17 protein-coding genes are annotated in these 17,402 nt (G+C 67.4%); 9 read left to right on the plus strand and 8 right to left on the minus strand.

Annotation, left to right across the window (positions count from 1 at the left end):
• Window positions 1–299: 299 nt before the first annotated feature.
• Entirely contained in the window at window positions 300–1,673 is a 1,374-nt protein-coding gene (cycA, locus tag V3B46_RS20965) for a D-serine/D-alanine/glycine transporter (RefSeq protein WP_088023836.1), read from the minus strand.
• Window positions 1,674–1,902: 229 nt separating this feature from the next.
• On the opposite strand from cycA, the gene V3B46_RS20970 reads away from it, so the two are divergent.
• Window positions 1,903–3,519, plus strand: a complete 1,617-nt coding sequence (locus V3B46_RS20970; protein WP_329892804.1) for an EAL domain-containing protein — start codon at window positions 1,903–1,905, stop codon at window positions 3,517–3,519.
• Window positions 3,520–3,833: 314 nt separating this feature from the next.
• On the opposite strand, the gene V3B46_RS20975 is transcribed toward V3B46_RS20970, so the two are convergent.
• A complete protein-coding gene (locus V3B46_RS20975; RefSeq protein WP_329892805.1) occupies window positions 3,834–5,018 on the minus strand; it encodes an MFS transporter in 1,185 nt (394 codons plus the stop codon).
• Window positions 5,015–6,193 (minus strand): serine hydrolase domain-containing protein, encoded by a 1,179-nt coding sequence (locus V3B46_RS20980; RefSeq protein WP_329892806.1) that lies wholly within the window; start codon window positions 6,191–6,193, stop codon window positions 5,015–5,017. Before V3B46_RS20980 ends, V3B46_RS20975 begins: the two co-directional genes overlap by 4 nt.
• A 228-nt stretch (window positions 6,194–6,421) precedes the next feature.
• On the opposite strand from V3B46_RS20980, the gene V3B46_RS20985 reads away from it, so the two are divergent.
• Window positions 6,422–7,321: a LysR family transcriptional regulator gene (locus tag V3B46_RS20985; RefSeq protein WP_154262136.1), complete on the plus strand. Its 900-nt coding sequence runs from the start codon at window positions 6,422–6,424 to the stop codon at window positions 7,319–7,321.
• 312 nt (window positions 7,322–7,633) lie between these two features.
• The gene (locus V3B46_RS20990; RefSeq protein WP_329892807.1) at window positions 7,634–9,241 is read left to right on the plus strand and encodes an ATP-binding cassette domain-containing protein; all 1,608 of its coding nucleotides are present in this window, start codon (window positions 7,634–7,636) and stop codon (window positions 9,239–9,241) included.
• A gap of 136 nt (window positions 9,242–9,377) precedes the next feature.
• On the opposite strand, the gene V3B46_RS20995 is transcribed toward V3B46_RS20990, so the two are convergent.
• Entirely contained in the window at window positions 9,378–10,703 is a 1,326-nt protein-coding gene (locus tag V3B46_RS20995; protein WP_154262134.1) for a GTP-binding protein, read from the minus strand.
• A 69-nt stretch (window positions 10,704–10,772) separates the two neighbouring features.
• Here V3B46_RS20995 and V3B46_RS21000 point away from each other — a divergent pair, with 69 nt between their 5' ends.
• Window positions 10,773–11,147, plus strand: coding sequence for a MerC domain-containing protein (locus V3B46_RS21000; protein WP_010484159.1), 375 nt, complete (start codon window positions 10,773–10,775; stop codon window positions 11,145–11,147).
• A gap of 96 nt (window positions 11,148–11,243) precedes the next feature.
• Here V3B46_RS21000 and V3B46_RS21005 read toward each other — a convergent pair whose 3' ends face one another.
• Window positions 11,244–11,528: a metal-sensing transcriptional repressor gene (locus tag V3B46_RS21005; RefSeq protein WP_329892808.1), complete on the minus strand. Its 285-nt coding sequence runs from the start codon at window positions 11,526–11,528 to the stop codon at window positions 11,244–11,246.
• Between the two features lie 52 nt (window positions 11,529–11,580).
• On the opposite strand from V3B46_RS21005, the gene dmeF reads away from it, so the two are divergent.
• Window positions 11,581–12,546: a CDF family Co(II)/Ni(II) efflux transporter DmeF gene (gene dmeF, locus V3B46_RS21010; RefSeq protein WP_329892809.1), complete on the plus strand. Its 966-nt coding sequence runs from the start codon at window positions 11,581–11,583 to the stop codon at window positions 12,544–12,546.
• 154 nt (window positions 12,547–12,700) lie between these two features.
• Here dmeF and V3B46_RS21015 read toward each other — a convergent pair whose 3' ends face one another.
• On the minus strand, window positions 12,701–12,985 hold the full coding sequence (locus tag V3B46_RS21015; protein WP_329892810.1) for a hypothetical protein: 285 nt from the start codon (window positions 12,983–12,985) through the stop codon (window positions 12,701–12,703).
• Window positions 12,986–13,075: 90 nt separating this feature from the next.
• On the opposite strand from V3B46_RS21015, the gene V3B46_RS21020 reads away from it, so the two are divergent.
• The 3 genes from V3B46_RS21020 (at window position 13,076) to V3B46_RS21030 (ending at window position 14,859) form a co-directional block, all read left to right on the plus strand.
• On the plus strand, window positions 13,076–13,492 hold the full coding sequence (locus V3B46_RS21020; protein ID WP_134951356.1) for a hypothetical protein: 417 nt from the start codon (window positions 13,076–13,078) through the stop codon (window positions 13,490–13,492).
• A 69-nt stretch (window positions 13,493–13,561) separates the two neighbouring features.
• Window positions 13,562–13,885 (plus strand): hypothetical protein, encoded by a 324-nt coding sequence (locus V3B46_RS21025; RefSeq protein WP_154262126.1) that lies wholly within the window; start codon window positions 13,562–13,564, stop codon window positions 13,883–13,885.
• A 50-nt stretch (window positions 13,886–13,935) separates the two neighbouring features.
• Window positions 13,936–14,859, plus strand: coding sequence for a class I SAM-dependent methyltransferase (locus V3B46_RS21030; RefSeq protein ID WP_489686303.1), 924 nt, complete (start codon window positions 13,936–13,938; stop codon window positions 14,857–14,859).
• A 3-nt stretch (window positions 14,860–14,862) separates the two neighbouring features.
• Here the strand turns inward: V3B46_RS21030 and V3B46_RS21035 are convergent, their stop codons facing one another.
• The gene (locus V3B46_RS21035) at window positions 14,863–15,831 is read right to left on the minus strand and encodes a polysaccharide deacetylase family protein (RefSeq protein WP_154262124.1); all 969 of its coding nucleotides are present in this window, start codon (window positions 15,829–15,831) and stop codon (window positions 14,863–14,865) included.
• A gap of 70 nt (window positions 15,832–15,901) precedes the next feature.
• Window positions 15,902–16,561, minus strand: a complete 660-nt coding sequence (locus V3B46_RS21040; protein ID WP_195763236.1) for a hypothetical protein — start codon at window positions 16,559–16,561, stop codon at window positions 15,902–15,904.
• A 133-nt stretch (window positions 16,562–16,694) separates the two neighbouring features.
• Here V3B46_RS21040 and V3B46_RS21045 point away from each other — a divergent pair, with 133 nt between their 5' ends.
• Complete coding sequence (locus V3B46_RS21045; protein ID WP_329892811.1) at window positions 16,695–17,375, plus strand: hypothetical protein; 681 nt, start codon at window positions 16,695–16,697, stop codon at window positions 17,373–17,375.
• Window positions 17,376–17,402 lie beyond the last annotated feature (27 nt).

A 17,402-nucleotide genomic window follows, 5' to 3' on the forward strand; every position in this document is an offset into this window, starting at 1 on the left:
CAATGGCTTTGACCGATGTGGAGGTCTTGCAGGCCTCCTTGGCGACCAGCAGTTTGAAACGCGCGTCGTATCTGTTCATGTATCCCTCGGGGTTGGATCTGGTGTCCAACTCCCGGGGGTCACTTCATCCATGGGGGCTTGGCCGCGGCATCCGTGCCGCGGACACTCCCGCCACCGGACCCACCCCGCCTTCGACAATGTCCCGCGACCTGCCGGGGTCGGATCCCGTTGCTGAGCAACGGGCTCTGACCCCATTCCAGAAAGATCTCTGGATCAATCAATGGAACGAAAACGCTGGGTTACTTCGCGGTCCTCCGCCGCACCCAATACCCCACGCCCAGCAGCACGAACCACACCGGGCTGGCGATCAACGCCTGGCGGGTGTCGGCCTGCAGGCTCAGCAGCACCAGCACGGCGGCGAAGAACACCAGGCAGGCCCAGCACATGGCAACGCCGCCGGGCATCTTGAAGATCGAGGCAGCGTGGCGCTCCGGGTAGCGACGGCGATAGGCCATGTAGGCCACCAGGATCAGCGACCAGACGAAGATGAACAGCACCGTCGCCAGCGTCGTCACCAGGGTGAAGGCGGTCACCAGATTGGGAATCAGGTAGATCAGCAGGGTGCCGCCCAGCAGGCACAGGCAGGAGAACAGCAAGCCACGGGCCGGCACGGCGGCGCGTGACAGTTTCGACAGCCCGCGCGGTGCGTGGCCTTCCTCTGCCAGGCCGTACAGCATGCGGCTGGTGGAGAAGATGCCGCTGTTGGCCGAGGACGTGGCCGAGGTCAGCACCACGAAGTTGATCAGGCTGGCGGCGGCGGGAATGCCGGCCAGTACGAACAGCTGCACGAACGGGCTCTTGTCCGGCACCACCTGGCGCCACGGGGTGACGGCCATGATCGCGATCAGCGCCAGCACGTAGAAGATGATGATGCGCACCGGGATCGAGTTGATCGCCTTGGGCAGGTTGCGCTCGGGGTCGGCGGTTTCGGCGGCGGTGGTGCCGACCAGCTCGATGCCGACGAAAGCGAACACCGCAATCTGGAACCCGGCGAAGAAGCCGACCAGGCCCATCGGGAACATGCCGCCGTCATTCCACAGGTTCGACAGTGACGCGGTGTGGCCACTGGGCGAGGTGAAGCCCCACGCCACCAGCCCGGCGCCGGTGATGATCAGTGCGCAGATCGCCACGATCTTGATCAGCGCGAACCAGAATTCCATTTCACCGAACAGCTTCACCGTCACCAGGTTCAACGACAGCAGCAGCATCACGCAGGCCAGCGCCGGCTTCCAGGCTTCAAGCCCGGGGAACCAGAACTGTGCGTAGGCGGCGATCGCGATCACGTCGGCAATGGCGGTCACGATCCAACAGAACCAGTAGGTCCATCCACAGAAGAAGCCGGCCCAGGGGCCGAGCAGGTCGGTGGAGAAATCGATGAAGGATTTGTACTGCAGGTTGGACAGCAGCAGCTCGCCCATCGCGCGCATCACGAAGAACAGCATCGCGCCGATGATCAGGTAGACGAAGACGATGGACGGGCCGGCCAGGCTGATGGTCTTGCCCGACCCCATGAACAGGCCGGTGCCGATGGCACCGCCGATGGCGATCAGTTGCAGGTGGCGGTTGGACAGGCTACGGCGCAGGTGCTCCGGGGGCGTTGCGGGCTCGGTCATGGGCGTGGAAAGGGGCGGGCTAAGCGTTCGACGGTAGTCCTCCGCGGCGCGGAGCGCCAGCACCGGACGACCCGATCACGTCAAATCTGGCCGCTTTCATCACAATGTGACCCAATACCGGATTCGTCCCATTCCACCCGGCCCGGCGCCATGCTCAGATAGCCGCACCTGCCCAAGGACCGGCCCCGCCCATGCACCCTGCCCTGCCCGCCCCGCTGGAGCTCCGGCCATGAGTCGGCTGCGCGTGATCATTGGTGGCACCGCGCTGGCGCTGCTGGCCGCGGCCGTGCCGATCGCGGTGATGGCCTATGCCACCTGGGACCGTGCAGTCAGCGTCGAGCAGCAGCGGCTGCGCGACATCGCGGATCGCGCCCTGCGCCGCGCCGACCAGTCCTACCAGGAAGCGCTGGCGGCACTGCAGTCGGCCGAGGTCGGCGCCCACGTCGCCTGCGGGCCCGACCATATCCGGCGCATGCAGACGCTGGTGATGACCTCGCCGTCGGTCGACCAGATGGGCTACTTCGAGGGTGGCAAGCTGCGCTGTACGTCGTGGGGGCCGTTCCTGTCCGACGTCAACCAGCCCAAGGCCGACCACATCACCAGTGATGGCGCCGGCATCGCCGTGGATGTGCGCCCCGAGGCCAGCGGACGGCGCCAGGTCCTGTCGATCCTTTACGGCAACTACGACGTGCTGGTCGATCCGCGCCGCTTCGTCGATGTCATCGCCGACCCGAACGTGCGCCTTGCCCTGGCCAGCCCCGATGGGCGTCTCATGGCCAGGCAGGACGGCATGGATCCGGCATTGCTGGAGGCCCTGCTGCGCGCCCCCGATGAAGGCCTGGACCACCACACCCTGTATGCCACCGCCCGCAACGAAGAGTGGTTGGCGATCGCGACCATGCCGCGTACCGCGCTTGCCGCGACCTTCCGCCAGCAGGCCTGGCTGTTCGTGCCGATCGGCCTTCTGCTGGCCGCTGCCGGTGCCGGCCTGGTGATCTGGCTGTCGCGTCGCCGCCTGTCCCTGCGCGGGGAGCTGGCCACAGCGATCCGCCGCCGCGAGCTGTACCTGCACTACCAGCCGATCATCGAGCTGGATACCGGCATCTGCGTCGGCGCCGAAGCGCTGGTGCGCTGGCAGCGCCCGGATGGCACCCAGGTGCGGCCGGACCTGTTCATTCCGCTGGCCGAAGAGGCCGGCATGATCGGCGCGGTCACCGATCTGGTGATCGAGAACGTAGTGCGCGACATGCGTGAACTGCTGGTGGCCGACCGCAGCGCGCACATCGCGATCAACCTGGCCGCCGAAGATATCAGCAGCGGCCGTGCGCTGAAGATGATCTCCAAGCACATGGCCGGCAGCGGCATCCTGCCGCAGCAGATCTGGATGGAGGCCACCGAGCGCGGCTTCCTGGATCTGGACCGCGCCCGCACGATGCTGGCGCAGGCGCGTCGGGCCGGGCACAGCGTGGCCATTGACGATTTCGGCGTCGGCTTCTCCAGCCTGCAATACCTGGAGCAGCTGCCACTGGACGCGTTGAAGATCGACAAATCATTCATCGATGCGATCGACACCGAGAGCGCCACCAGCCCGGTAACCCCGCACATCATCGACATGGCCAAGGAGCTGGGCCTGTGGGTGGTGGCCGAGGGCGTGGAGACCGAGGCACAGCTGGCGTATCTGCATACCCGGAAGGTCGAGTTCGCGCAGGGTTGGCTGTTCTCGCGGCCGCTGCCGCGGGATGAGTTCGTGGTGTTCCATCACAAGCGGCAGCAGCGCTATGGCGCGGCGCGGGAGCACATGCAGAATCCGCGCAGCGTGCCGATCGAGCGTGAGGGAATCGAGTAGGACGGCCAACGGCGGAGCCCCTCGTGGTGGGTCGCGTACTACTATCCCAGGGTTGGCCGGGACGGTCGGGTTCGCGGGGGACGCCGTAGACCCGTCCATGGGGGCTGGGCCGCGGCATCCATGCCGCGGACACCCCCGCGAACCCGACCGCCCCGGCCTCTGACAGGTTCCGGCGGCGCCCCACCACGGAATCAACAGGAAAATCAAAAGCAAACGCGGGTCGCTGCGCTCGGTGGATCCACGCCATGCGTGGATGGCGTGGCCCACGGTAGTGCCGGCCGCTGGCCGGCACCTCGGTAACGTCTGGTCTGCGCCTACGCCCAGGCCTTCGGCCGTGCCAGCAGCCACACCACCGTCACCGCCAGCAGCAGCAACGGCAACCATCCCAGCTGGCTCGGGCCGCTGGCCTGCAGCAGCACGCCGCCGGCAACGCCACCGCCGGCGATCGCCAGGTTCCAGCCGGTCACCAGCATCGATTGCGCCAGGTCGGCGGCAGCACCCGCGCGACGTGCAAGTGCGGTCTGGAACAGGGTTGGCACGGCGCCGAACGCCACGCCCCACAAAATCGTTGCCAGCAGCAGCGGTGTGGCCTGTCCTGGCCACGACAGCAGGATCAACACCGGCAGGATGAAACCGATCACGGCCGCCCACACCAGCGTGCGCAGATGACGGTCCACGCCCCAGCCGGCAATGCCGATTCCAACGATGGCAGCAACGCCGAAGGCCAGCAGCAGGCGGTCCAGCCACGGGCCGGCGCCAGCCTCCACCGCCAGCGGTTCGATGTAGGTGTAGAGGACGTTGTGCGCCAGCACGTACAGCACCATCACCGCCAACGCGCTGCGCACGCCTGGCATGCGCCACACCGTACCCAACGACGTGCGCTGACCGGCGGCTGCCGCCGGTAGCGCCGGCAGTGCCCAGCGCGCGTACGCCAGCAGGCCGACACCCAGCACGCTCATCAACGCGAACGCCCAGCGCCAGCCGATCTGCTGGCCCAGCAACGTGCCCGCCGGTACGCCCAGCGACAGCGCCAGCGGCGATCCAACCATCGCCACCGCAATCGCGCGGCCCTGCAGTGACGGCACCACCATGCGCGCCGCGTAGCCAGCCACCAGCGACCACAGCAGGCCACCACAGACGCCAGCAAGGAAGCGCGCGGCAAGGACCAGCGGATAGCTGCTGCTCACGGCGGTCAGCGTGTTGACCACCACGAAGCCAGCAATCGCCGCGAGCAGCAACGGCCGCCGCGGCAGGCGCTGGGTCAACGCGGTCATCGGCAGTGCGGCCATCACCGATCCCAGCGCGTACACGCTGACCAGCTGGCCCACCGCCGCATCACTCACGCCCAGGCTCTCGCCCATCGGCCGCAGTACACCGGCCGGCAGGGTCTCGGTCAGCAGGGTGATGAAGCCGCCACCTGCAAGCGCCAGCAGGCCGGCCCACGGCAGGCGTGTAGCTTCGCCGGCAGGACTCGCCGCATCAATGGCATGGCCGCTCATCGTGCAGCCTCCAGATCGGCATAGACGGCGTCACGCAGTTCATCGACGAAGGCGCCATCCATGCCTTCATACAGGGTGTTGGTCAGCGCCACCACGCTCAGCCCACGCGCAGGATCGACAAACCAGCTATGGCCGTAGGCACCGCCCCAGCGCCAGGTGCCTTCGCTCTGTGGCGTGCCACTGGGGGCGGCATCGCGCAGCACCGCAAAGCCCAGCCCGAAGCCCCAGCCGGCCGGTTCCGGCGGCCCCTGCTCGCCCACCTGCGGAGTGGCCATCTCCGCTGCCAGTGCGACCGGCAACAGATCCGAGGCCTGTACGTCGCGCAGTGCTTCCAGCACCGCCATCACCTCATCGGCGCCGCCAATCAATCCAGCACCGGCCGAAGGGAAACGGCTGGCATCGGTGGCGCGCGCGAGGCTGTACTCGATGCCGACGGTACCCTCGAATGGAGCGACCACCTCGCCTTCCTGCAGGCGATGCGGCTGTGGCGTGTCGGTGACATAGGGCGTGGCCAGCCGTGCCGCGTTGCGCGCAGCGAAGGCAGCGTCGCGCAGGCCCAGAGGTGCGGCCAGCACGCGCTCGAACAGTGCCTGCAGGGTTTCACCGGTCGCTGCTTCGGCCACGGCGCCCGCGACGTCCACGCCCAATGAGTACAACCATTGGCTGCCTGGTGCGAACAACAGCGGCGCCTGCGCGATGCGATGTACGTTGTCGGCCAATGTCAGCGGATTCGCATCCATGCCATCGCTGACGCCGGCCTGTGCGTACGGGCCATCCGCATCGGCTTCAAGGAAGCGGTAGCCCAGCCCGCTGCTATGGCTGAGCAATTGGCGCAGGCTGATCGGCGGCGTGCTGCCATCGGCCAGCGCCGGACGGAAGTCCGGCAGCCAACGCTGTACTGGCGCGTCCAGGTCCAGCACGCTATCGGCCACCAGGCGCAGGATCACCGTGGTCAACAGCGGCTTGCTGACCGATGCCAGCCGGAACAACTGGTCACGCTGCATCGGCATGGCCGACTCGCGATCGGCCAGGCCGGTGGCGCTGGCATGACGCAGCACGCCGTGCTCGCGCACCAGCACCACCGCGCCGACCAGGCGCTGCGGGTGTACCTGCTGCAGCAGCCGCTGCACCGACGGCAGCGTCGGCGCAGGTGCAAGGGAAGGAACAGCATTCATCGCGATGGTCCGTGGGGAGAGGCCCGCCACGTTAGGCAGCCCGCCGTCGCGCAAAAAGCCGGTTGCCGCTCCGGGCATCATGGACCGTGTAGTCCGCAATCGGCATGATGGCCGGAACTGCAAGGCCGCAACGGTCCCTACGCCACCCCGCACCACAGTGTTGCGATGGCGGAGCCACCCGCTACAGCCGCGCCGACCTACCCTGCCGATTTCATTACCCGCACGCCCATGTCAGTCCTGGACAACCTCGCCAATCTGCAGACCTTCGTGCACGCCGCGGATACCCGCAGCTTCGTCGAGACCGGTCGCCTGCAGGGCATCTCGGCCTCGGCCGCCGGCAAATGCGTTGCCCGGCTGGAGCACGCGCTGGGCGTGCGCCTGTTTCATCGCAGCACCCGCAGCATCACCCTCACCGCCGAGGGCCAGCTGTTCCTGGCACGCTGCAGACGCATCCTCGACGAGCGCGATGCCGCCCGCACCGAGCTGGCACAGCCGCACGCCACGCCACGCGGCACACTGCGCATCGGCCTGCCGTTGGTGGGTGACCTGACCCTGCCGCTGATGGCCGAGTTCATGGCGGCCTATCCCGATATCCGCCTCGATCTGGATTTCAGCGATCGCCTGGTCGATGTCATCGAGGAGGGATTCGATGCCGTGCTGCGCGTCGGCGAGCCCAGCGACTCACGCATGAACGCACGACGCCTGGGCGTGTTCCCACGCCGCATCGTCGCCTCGCCGGCGTACCTGCAGCGGCGCGGCACGCCGCGCACGCCGGCCGATCTGATGCAGCACACGCTGCTGCACTATCGCTTCCCCAGCACCGGCAAGCTGGAACTGTGGCCGATCCACTGGCCCGACCATGAAACACCGCAGGAACTGCCGGTACACATGGTGGCCAACACCATCGAAGCACGGGTAGCGCTCGCATTGCGCGATATCGGCCTGGCATTCGTGCCGGTGCACTCGGTGCGCGATGCACTGGCCGACGGCCGGCTGCTGACCGTGCTCGACGAGCATGTGCACTCCTGCGGCATCTTCCACCTGCTGTGGCCCTCCGGCCGCCACGTGCTTCCGAAGCTGCGGGTATTCATCGATTTCGTCAGCGCGCGCTTGGAAACCGTGCCGTAGGCCCGGTAGATCCGCGCTCGCTGGCCGTGCCACGTAGAGTCGGGGGGGGGGGGGGGGGGGGGGGCGGCGCGGGGGGGGGGGGGGCGGCGCGCGGAACGACGAGAGGCGGGGCGAGCTTGCTCGACTGCTCCTCAAAAGCAGTCGAGCAAGCTCGACTCTACAATTAGTATGCCCTGCGGGCGGTATAATCTCCCCTCATCCCTCCAAGAGGCTCGCGACCAATGCGCCATTGATGCCGCCGTCTTCCCAGCAGACGGCCTGACTCTTCCCGCCCCTGCGCGCAGGGGAGAACCCGGCATCCATGGAGGTCGCATGACCCCGCATTCCCTCACGCTCGATCGCGTGTCGTATCGATTGGCCGACGGCCGCCCGCTGTTTTCCGATCTGACGTTTTCCTTCGAACCGGTCGCCACCGGCCTGGTCGGTGCCAATGGCGCCGGCAAGAGCGTGCTCGCACGCCTGCTGGCCGGCCGGCTGTCGCCCGACAACGGCCAGGTGCTTGGCAGCGGCCGCGTGTTCCTGTTGCCGACACCCGGCTATCCACCCACCGGCACGGTCGGTGAACTGGCCGGTGTCGGCGCGGAGCTGGCCGCACTGCAACGCATCGAAGCCGGCAGCGTGGACGAGGCCGACTTCGCCTGCGTAGGCGACCGCTGGGATCTGCGCGAGCGCCTGCAGCAGCAGTGGCAGGCGCTTCGGCTGCCTGACGATCTCGATCCCACCCAGCCCGCCGCACGCCTCAGTGGCGGCCAGGCGATGCAGGTGGCGCTGTCCGGCGCGTGGGCCAGCGGCGCCGACTGGCTGATCCTGGACGAACCCAGCAACCACCTCGACGCACGTCATCGTCAACAGCTGTACGAGCAGTTGCAGCAATGGCGCGGCGGCCTGCTGGCGATCAGCCATGATCGCGAGCTGCTGGGCCGCATGCAGCAGATTGTCGAGCTCGATGCGCGCGGGCTGCATCGCTATGGTGGGCCGTGGCAGCACTACGCCGACACCCGCGCCGCCGAACGTGAAGCCGTCGCCGCCCAGCTTGACCATGCGCGTGCGCAGCACCGGCAACAGCAACGCAGCGCGCGCGAACAACACGAACGCCAGCAACAACGCCAGGCACGTGGCAATCGCGATGCGAAGCAGGCCAACCAGGCCCCGATCCTGCTCGGCAGGCAGAAGCAGCGCGCCGAGGCCAGCCACGGCCGCGCACAGCAGGTGCAGGCCGAACGCCTGCTGGCCAGCGCAGAGCAGCTGCGCGCAGCAGCATCCGCGGTGCATGCGGCGCCGGAACTGGCGCTGTTTGCCGGTGCGGGTGAGCGTGGCAGTACGCGTCTGCTGCGGGCCGAGGCGCTGGTGCTGCCACATGGCTGCAGCGCACCGTTGCAGTTGGAAATCCGTCGCGGCCAGCGCATCGCCGTGGTCGGGGACAACGGCAGCGGCAAATCGACCCTGCTGCGTGTGTTGGCCGACCAGCTGCCTGCATGCAGTGGCACCGTGCAACGGCATGCGCCACTGGCCCTGCTCGACCAGCAGCTGCTGGGGTTGTCCGGTGGGCGCAGCATCCTCGACACCGTGCAGGCCGCCAACCCGCGCGCGGATCCAAGCGAGCTGCGCACGCGGTTGGCCCTGCTCGGACTGGATGCACAGCGCATCCAGCGGGCAGCCCACAGCCTCAGCGATGGCGAACGGGTGAAGGGCGCACTGGCCAGCGTGCTCTATGCCGATCCCGCGCCGCAGCTGTTGCTGCTGGACGAGCCGGGTAATGCGCTGGATCTGAGCGCATTGCAGGCGTTGGAGGAGCTACTTGCGGCGTGGCCGGGCGCACTGGTGATGGCCAGCCACGACCGGCACCTGCTGCAGGCGTTGCGACCGACCCAGGTGCTGCAGGTGAGCACCGAGGGCTGGCAGTGGCGTGACGCGTTGTAGATCCACGCCATGCGTGGATTCGCTTCTGTAGAGTCGAGCCAAGCTCGACTCCACCATGTCGGCCATCCACGCATGGCGTATCGACCCGGGGTAGTGCCGGCCGCTGGCCAGCTACCCATGAATCCTCAATGCACCGTCAGCGCTTCCACACCGGGAACGCCTGTGGCATCTGCTGCCACAGCAGTGGCCCCGCACGCAGCTCCTGGTCGTTAAGCAGGCACGCATCCAGCTCCGCGCGCACCGCACGCTCATCCATGTGCACACCAATCACCACCAGCTCCTGGCGGCGATCACCCCACAGCGGGTGCCACAGCCGCTGCATCGCCATGTGCGCGGCCGAATCCGGGAATTCCTCAAGCCCCGGCAGCGGCGCGCTCCAGCAGTCGGCCTGCTGCCGTGCCCACCCCAAGTCGCTGTAAGGCAGCGGCGTCGGTGGCAGCAACGGCGCGGTGTCCTCCAGCCCGGCGCGCACACGGTCGCGCGCGGCATACCAGAAGCCCGCCGCCTGCGTGCGCGTCGCCGCGCCCACGGTGTTCAGCTCGCCTACCCAATCCATGCGGTTGGCCAGCCAGAACCAGCCCTTGCTGCGGATCACGCCGGGCATGCCCGACTGCAGCGCGCGCGCGAAACGCGCCGGATGGAACGGACGACGCGAGCGGTAGACAAAGCTGCCAATGCCGTACTCTTCGGTTTCCGGTGTGTGCTCGCCACGCAGCTCCTTCACCCAACCCGGCGCGCGTTGCGCACGCTCCATGTCGAAGCGGCCGGTATCCATCAGCTCGGCCAAAGGCACATCACCGAAGCTGGACAGCAGCAGCTTCGCATCCCGGTTCAAGCCACGCAGTACCGCCAGCGTGTCCTGCAGCACTTCGTCATCCACCTGGTCCACCTTGCTGACCACGATCACGTCGGCGAACTCCACCTGCTCGCACAGCAGATCGACCACACCGCGATCATCGTCCGGCCCGGCCTGCTGGCCGCGCTCGGCCAGACGCAGGGTCGAGCCGAAGTCGGCAAGGAACGCGCTGCCGTCGACCACCGTCACCATCGTATCCAGCCGCGCGATGTCACTCAGGCTGAAGCCCTGCTCGTCGCGTACCGCAAAGGTGGCCGCCACCGGCATCGGCTCGCCAATTCCGGTCGACTCGATCAGCAGATAGTCATAGCGACCGGCATCGGCCAGCCGCCGCACTTCCTGCAGCAGGTCATCGCGCAGCGTGCAGCAGATGCAGCCGTTGCTGAACTCCACCAGCGTCTCTTCGGTGCGGCGCAGCTCGGCGCCACCTTCGCGCACCAGCTGCGCATCGATGTTGACCTCACTCATGTCGTTGACGATGACCGCCACGCGCAGGCCCTCGCGGTTGCGCAGGATCTGGTTGAGCAGGGTGGTCTTGCCGGCCCCCAGGAAGCCGGACAGCACGGTGACCGGAAGGCGACGGTCGGCGCGGGAAACAGTGTTCATGTCGGAGCGGGTTGGCTGCGGAACGGAAATGTTACTGTATAACAATTGTCGCGCAAGGAACCTCCCCCGATGAAGTCGCCTTCTGCCGCCCTGCTTGATGCCGGCGCGGTCGCCCTGTCCAGCCTGTGCCTGCTGCACTGCCTGGCGCTGCCCCTGCTGGCCGCCGCACTGCCCCTGTTCGGCACATGGGCCGAAGCGGAATGGGTGCATCTGCTGTTCGTGGCCATTGCCCTGCCACTGACCGGCTACGCGCTGTGGCGGGCCGAGCGCCGTCACCCACTGCCCGTGCTGGCCTGGGCCACCGCCGGCGCCGGGCTCGGCCTGCTGCTGGCCGGCGCGCTGGCCTTGCCCTCACATGACTGGGAAACGCCGATGACCGTCACCGGCAGCCTGCTGCTGGCCGCCACGCACATCTGGAACGCGCGGCACCGGCACGCGGGGTAGAGTCGACTGTTAGTCGACTGCTCTTCGCTCGGGCTGCATAGAATCCCGCGTTTCGCGCGATAGTCGACTAACAGTCGACTCTACCCCCCCAACGGCCTATTTGCCGTAGCGGCGCAGCAGCTCCACCAGCACCGCAGCCTCGTCCGCCCGCTGCTGCGGGTCGTCGGCACCCACTACGTGTTCCTGCAGGTGCTCGTGCAGCAACTCCATCAGCAGGCTGTGGGCGGCACCGCGCACGGCGGCGACCTGCACCAGCACGCCTGCGCAGTCCCCCGCTGCCCCCTCGGGCTTGTCCAGCGCCTGCTCCAACGCCGCCACCTGACCCGCGATACGGCGCACCCGGGCCAGCAGCTGCTTTCGATTCTTGTGTACATGGGCCATGACCGGATCATATACCCTATGGGGGTATCTACTCCACCTCCTTGGTTCCCCCATGCAACTGGACGCCCTAGCCGCCGCCCGTCGCCACGAACACCGCTTCGACGACGGCAACCCGCTGGCCGAACGTAATACCCGCCGCGCCCTGTGGTTGACTGTCAGCATGATGCTGGTGGAGATCGTCGGCGGCTGGTGGTTCAACTCCATGGCCGTGCTCGCCGACGGCTGGCACATGAGTTCGCACGCGCTGGCGCTGGGCCTCTCGGTGTTCGCCTACCGCTGCGCGCGCCGCTACGCGCACGACCCGCGCTTCGCCTTCGGTACGTGGAAGATCGAGATCCTGGCCGGCTACACCAGCGCCATCGCCCTGCTCGGCGTCGCTGTATTGATGGCCGTGCAATCGCTGGAACGGCTGTGGGTGCCAGCACCGATCCATTACGACGAAGCCATCGCCATCGCTGCGGTGGGACTGGGCGTGAACCTGCTCTGCGCATGGTGGCTGCACGACAGTCCGGGCCACGCGCATCACCACCACGGGCATGACCATGGCCATCAGCACGTGCATGACCACCACCACAGCCATGCGCACGGTCATGACCTCAATCTGCGCTCAACCTACGTGCACGTGCTGGCCGACGCCGCCACCTCGGTGCTGGCCATCGTCGCCCTGCTTGGCGGCAAGCTGCTGGGCCTGACCTGGCTGGACCCGGTGATGGGCCTGGTCGGCGCCGTGCTGGTGACGGTCTGGGCGATCGGCCTGCTGCGCGACAGCGGCCGTATCCTGCTCGATGCGCAGATGGATGCGCCGGTGGTAGCCGAAGTACGCGAGGTAATCGAACAGGGCCCGTGGCCGGCACGCCTGGCCGACCTGCACGTCTGGCAGGTGGGTCGCGGCAAGTACGCGGTCAGCGCTAGTGTGGTCACCAGCGACGTCAGTCTGGATGCCGATACCGTGCGCAGCGCGCTGGCGATTCATGAGGAGCTGGTGCACGTGACGGTGGAGATTCACCGCAGCGCATGATCCACGCCGGGTAGTGGGGGGGGGGGGGGGGGGCGGGCGCGGGGGGGGGGGGGGGCGCGAGGAGGGGGGCGCCGCGGCGGGCCCGGCGCCCCCCCCCCCCCCCGCCGCGCGCCCCCCCCCCCCGCCCCCCCCCCCCCCCCCCCCCCCACTACCGCTAGAGCTTCAACATCATCCGCAGCAGGTACATCAGCAGCGGCAGCGCGCTCAGCACTGCCCCAGCAATGCCGATCCACGGCCAGCGCTCACCGCGCACGCGCGAGGCCACCGCCAGACCGCAGCCCACCAGCGCCGCGCCCAACACCCCCACGCCCAATCCCGCAGCCATGGCATTGCCGCCTGCGGCCACCGCCGCCTGCGCAGCGAGGCTGCCCGCGCCCCAGCCCACCACGATCCCCAGCCAACTGGCCATGCCGCACCACGGTGCCTTGCCCTTCGCCATCCGAAAACCCCTGTGTCCTTGCCGAATTTCTGTACGGACCACGCCCGTGTGCTGCCTACACTAGCCGCACCTGCCCCGTCGGGACATCCCATGCGCACGCTCCGCCTGCTGCTGCCCGGTGCCCTCCTGCTGCTCACCGCCTGCAGTGGTGATGCCGGGCTTCCTTTCAGCGCCGACCCGTTGCAGGGCTGCTTCGCCACCGGCGCGCGCAAACCGGCCGACTTCCGCATCGACAAGGAAGGCGGCCAGTACTTCGTCTCCTTCAGCCGAGGCGAGCAGTGGCAGCGCGAGCCGAATGCCCTGCACAAGGCCACCCGCAGCGAGATCAGCCGCTATTTCCGCGATGACGCCGAACAGATCGACAGCGCATTGATCCGCATGGCTGGTGGCTTCGGCATCTTCCACTTCAACAAGGGCGCGACGCTGAAGGGCAAGGCCAGTGATAGTGACTACATGGCACTGATGCTGATCGGGGCTGGGCCGGTGTACGCGGTCAAGTGCCCGTAAGACGCAATGATTCTGATGGCGGCTCAGGACAATATGGACACATCCTGTTTTCTTTGAGGAGCGATGCCAATGCTGCTGTTTCTGCTGCTTGCGTTAAGCGCGCCGAAGACCCAAGGTGCCTATGACGAAGTCCGGCAGCTGCCCGATGGCCAGACTCTGATCATGCGCACCCTGGACTGGGATCTCGGTGATGGTCGCCATGAGCGCGTTACCGTGCATTGGCTGATGCAGGAAGACGGCAGCCTGCGCTACGACTTTGATCGGCAGCCACCGGAAACCCAGGACGTCCACCGTCGGTCGTGCGCGCTGCAGGGCATGCAGCCCTCGCGTGGCGTCGGCATGATCTCAGGGGAAGGAGCCACGCACGGCTTCAGCTGCACCAGCCAGCTGTAGCGCCGAACCCACGCTCGGCTCCGCCATGCCGGCACCCATGCGTGGCGTGGATCTACCGCAACAGCAGCCACGCGTGGCCCCGGCAACAGCTGCGGTACCATGCCCTCCCCCGAACCGCCCCGGTACCCGCCGTGCCCCATTACACCGGCCCCCTGCTGACCCGCGACAGCGCTGACACCCTGCGCCGTGCCCATGACAAGGGCGCCGCCGACTGGCAGGGCTCGCTCGACCTTGGCCGCGGCCAGGACAGAGTGGTACTGGATGCCGACGGCTTCCACTTCCGTGGCCAGCACTACCCGTGGCCGGGCAAGCTGAAGGACCGCACGCTGTACTACTGGGATGGCGAGGACTTCGCACCTATCTCGCGCTACAGCGGCTCGCTGATCAAGCTGGTGCCGACCGAATGGGGCGCACCGACCTTCGAGATCGACGGTATCAAGATGCTGCCGACCTCCAAGCTGTCACCATTCGAGGACGCGCGCCGCAAGGTCGAGCTGGTTGCCCCGGCCGGCAAGGTCATCCTCGATACCTGCGGCGGCCTGGGCTACTTCGCCGCCTGCGCGCTGGAGGCCGGTGTCGGCCAGATCCGCTCGTTCGAAAAGAACGCCGATGTGATGTGGCTGCGCACGCTCAACCCGTGGTCACCGGATCCGGAATCGGCCGCGGCCGGCGGCCGCCTGCAGTTCAGCCACGGTGACGTCTCGCAGCAGATTGAACAGGTGGCCAGCAACAGTGTCGACGCGATCCTGCACGACCCGCCGCGCTTCGGCATCGCCGGCGAACTGTACTCGCAGGTGTTCTACGACCACCTCGCCCGCGTCATCCGCAGGGGCGGCCGCTTGTTCCACTACACCGGCGCGCCGAACAAGCTGACCAGCGGCCGCGACGTGCCACGTGAAGTGGCCAAACGTCTGGAAAAGGCGGGCTTCAAGGCCGAACTCGCGCTTGACGGCGTGCTGGCCGTCAAGCGCTGAGCTTCATTCCGAGTCAACCTTGGCCAGCTTCATCACCCACTTCGGCACTTCCGGTTCACCGGCGTAGAAGTCTTTCGGCTTCTTCTCGGCCATCGCCCAACGGTGCAGCCAGCTCGGGCCGTAGCGACCGCTGTAGCCCTCGGCGCCACGCGCGTAGGCAGGATCGCGCATCGCCTCATCCAGTGAAATGAAGCGATAGCCGCGCCGCTTCGTCGCCGCCACCAGTTCGGCGAAGGTGGCTGCATTGAGCTCATTGGCGTGCATCAGCCAGACCTGCGGCAGCGCGTAGCCCAGCAGCGCCTGCGACTGCTTCTCGTAGTAGTCCAGCTTGTTCAGCATGTAGGGCACATAGCCTTTACGCAGCTGCGCCAGCGTCGCCTCACGCGCCGGGGAATCGGGCTGCTCGTTCATCACGTTGGCATAGGCGAAGGCCCACACCCACTCGCCGTTGTCGACCGTCACCGGTGCCACGCGGTAGCCATGTGTCTTGAAGAACGCGTCCATCTCCGCGCGTTCTTCCGGCGTGCGTCCGGCACGCAGATACGGATGGCGCATCCACTGCGGCTTCAGTCCACGTTCGGCCAGCAGCGGCCGCAGCACCGTTTCACCACGCAGGAAATCCTGCTGGAACGCAGGCACGCCCTTGGCGTTCAGATCCATGTGCGAATACGTGTGGTTGCCCAGCGCGTAGCCCGCATCCAGCCAGTCGCGCAACATCTGCACCCGCGCGGGCTGCACGTGCCCGTTGATCTCAAGCTTGTTCTCGTTGACGAAGCCGACCACCGGCACACCCGCCTGGCGAAGCTGGGCCATCAGCGCTTCGTGCCGCGATTGCAGGTCCGGCGGAACGATCTCGTCCACCCGCGCCCATGGCAGGTCGTCGATGGTCATCGCAATCCGGCGATCCACCTCGGCGGCGTGTACCGCCAACGAGCACAGCAGCAACGGCACAGTCCGCAGCAACCAACGCATCAGCACTTCCTTGCAGGAGCGAAGTGCTGACTTTAGCGCGATTGCGGCCGCGCGGCCGGTCCCACACGCGCTATGGGCCGGGCGACTGCACCTGACGTTCGCGCACGATCGCACGCCACAGCATGAATCCCGCAGCCATCGCCATCAGCATCAACGCGACCAGCACCAGGGCAAGATCATCGGGATTGCGCAGCAGCGGTGCATGCTCATGGGTGAGAATCTCGAACACCACCTGCTGTGCCTGTGCCAGCGGCAACCGGCCCTGCTCGCCCAGCTCCACCAGGCACGCCGCTGGGGACAGCTTGGCCACGCCAGTCCATGCCAGGTCGTACAGGTGCAATGCTCTGATGGCCAGCGCCAGGATCGCGGCGTGCAGCGCCATCAACCCCAAGTTGGCACGTCGCAGGCGTTCCGACAGGCGGCCCAGCCGGTAGACGCTGATCGACATCGCGCCCAGCAGCGCCAGTACCACGCCCGCCATCGGAATCCACTGCAACGGTTGCCACGGTGCAAGCGCAGTGGACCGCGCCAGCAGTTGTTCGGCCACCTGCATGCGCGCGACAGGGTCGGGCCCACCGCATGCATCATCCACCGGCTCCAGCAGCAGTCCCACACGGTAGTGGAAGAAACCGGCTGCAAGGGCGACCGCCAGCAGTGCCACCACCTGCAGTGCCAGCAGGATCGGGCCAGGACCACAGATACGACAGAAGCGGGTAGCAGCAGAGACCATCGGTTCATCCATGACAACAAAGGACCATCCTAACCAAGCGCCTTGTGCTTGTCGGCTGGCGGATACGACAACCGCGGCCTGGTCCCGGTAGGATGTGGATGAGCATGGATGGTCGCATGTAGAGGTGTTGTGGATGGTCACGCTGTATCTGTGGGTGCGAACGTTGCTTCCGCTGCTGGCGTTCGTGATCGCGTGGATGCTGCTGTCGCGCCTGATCAAGGCCCGCGCAGCGCGCCTTCCACGGGTTCCCTTGAACCTGCCCGAGCACAGCAGCAGCCCGCGCAGGAAGGACCGGCGCATCTACGCGCGCAAGCTGCGGCGCAAACCGGGCCTGCGCACCGCAACTCGCCCGGCCACCGCACCGCGCAGCTGGCACCTCGCGGCGGTGTTCGTTTCGCTCTCCGCATTGATCGCCGCCGTGCTGGTCGTGCCGGATGGCGCGCGCTTCCAGGTCATGGTCGAGAGCCTCACCGGCTACCCGGCCACGATTGCTGAAGTACGTGTTCCCGCTGCCCGGCAGCCCCTCGTACTGCAGGCATGGCAGCCAGCACTGACGCAGCTGTCGCGACCGGTAACAATGCGTTACCCGATCGGGCGCAGCGGCGGCGAGCATGATGCGCGCGCCACGCTACCGGTACAGGTGAGGCATCAGGGTGATCGCCTGCAGGTGGCCACGGCCATACCGGTGGACGCCGATGTTCTGCGTGCGGAGCTTGCGCGCCTGGCTGGGGTGCCGGTTGAGGCAATCACCGTCCGTCAGGGCAAGATCTCACCCTGGTGGGAACCCGGCTGGATGCCGCTGGCCGACCTGTAGAGCCGAGCCCATGCTCGGCTGCTTTTA

It is taken from the genome of Stenotrophomonas sp. SMYL11, from assembly GCF_036320005.1.
GTDB classification, from domain to species: Bacteria; Pseudomonadota; Gammaproteobacteria; order Xanthomonadales; family Xanthomonadaceae; genus Stenotrophomonas; species Stenotrophomonas maltophilia_A.

What these genes read in the sequence shown, in the direction of transcription:
- cycA (WP_088023836.1), bottom strand. Translation starts at nt 1,673, where the DNA reads ATGACCGAGCCCGCAACGCCCCCGGAGCACCTGCGCCGTAGCCTGTCC.
- V3B46_RS20970 (WP_329892804.1), top strand. Translation starts at nt 1,903, where the DNA reads ATGAGTCGGCTGCGCGTGATCATTGGTGGCACCGCGCTGGCGCTGCTG.
- V3B46_RS20975 (WP_329892805.1), bottom strand. Translation starts at nt 5,018, where the DNA reads ATGAGCGGCCATGCCATTGATGCGGCGAGTCCTGCCGGCGAAGCTACA.
- V3B46_RS20980 (WP_329892806.1), bottom strand. Translation starts at nt 6,193, where the DNA reads ATGAATGCTGTTCCTTCCCTTGCACCTGCGCCGACGCTGCCGTCGGTG.
- V3B46_RS20985 (WP_154262136.1), top strand. Translation starts at nt 6,422, where the DNA reads ATGTCAGTCCTGGACAACCTCGCCAATCTGCAGACCTTCGTGCACGCC.
- V3B46_RS20990 (WP_329892807.1), top strand. Translation starts at nt 7,634, where the DNA reads ATGACCCCGCATTCCCTCACGCTCGATCGCGTGTCGTATCGATTGGCC.
- V3B46_RS20995 (WP_154262134.1), bottom strand. Translation starts at nt 10,703, where the DNA reads ATGAACACTGTTTCCCGCGCCGACCGTCGCCTTCCGGTCACCGTGCTG.
- V3B46_RS21000 (WP_010484159.1), top strand. Translation starts at nt 10,773, where the DNA reads ATGAAGTCGCCTTCTGCCGCCCTGCTTGATGCCGGCGCGGTCGCCCTG.
- V3B46_RS21005 (WP_329892808.1), bottom strand. Translation starts at nt 11,528, where the DNA reads ATGGCCCATGTACACAAGAATCGAAAGCAGCTGCTGGCCCGGGTGCGC.
- dmeF (WP_329892809.1), top strand. Translation starts at nt 11,581, where the DNA reads ATGCAACTGGACGCCCTAGCCGCCGCCCGTCGCCACGAACACCGCTTC.
- V3B46_RS21015 (WP_329892810.1), bottom strand. Translation starts at nt 12,985, where the DNA reads ATGGCGAAGGGCAAGGCACCGTGGTGCGGCATGGCCAGTTGGCTGGGG.
- V3B46_RS21020 (WP_134951356.1), top strand. Translation starts at nt 13,076, where the DNA reads ATGCGCACGCTCCGCCTGCTGCTGCCCGGTGCCCTCCTGCTGCTCACC.
- V3B46_RS21025 (WP_154262126.1), top strand. Translation starts at nt 13,562, where the DNA reads ATGCTGCTGTTTCTGCTGCTTGCGTTAAGCGCGCCGAAGACCCAAGGT.
- V3B46_RS21035 (WP_154262124.1), bottom strand. Translation starts at nt 15,831, where the DNA reads ATGCGTTGGTTGCTGCGGACTGTGCCGTTGCTGCTGTGCTCGTTGGCG.
- V3B46_RS21040 (WP_195763236.1), bottom strand. Translation starts at nt 16,561, where the DNA reads ATGGTCTCTGCTGCTACCCGCTTCTGTCGTATCTGTGGTCCTGGCCCG.
- V3B46_RS21045 (WP_329892811.1), top strand. Translation starts at nt 16,695, where the DNA reads ATGGTCACGCTGTATCTGTGGGTGCGAACGTTGCTTCCGCTGCTGGCG.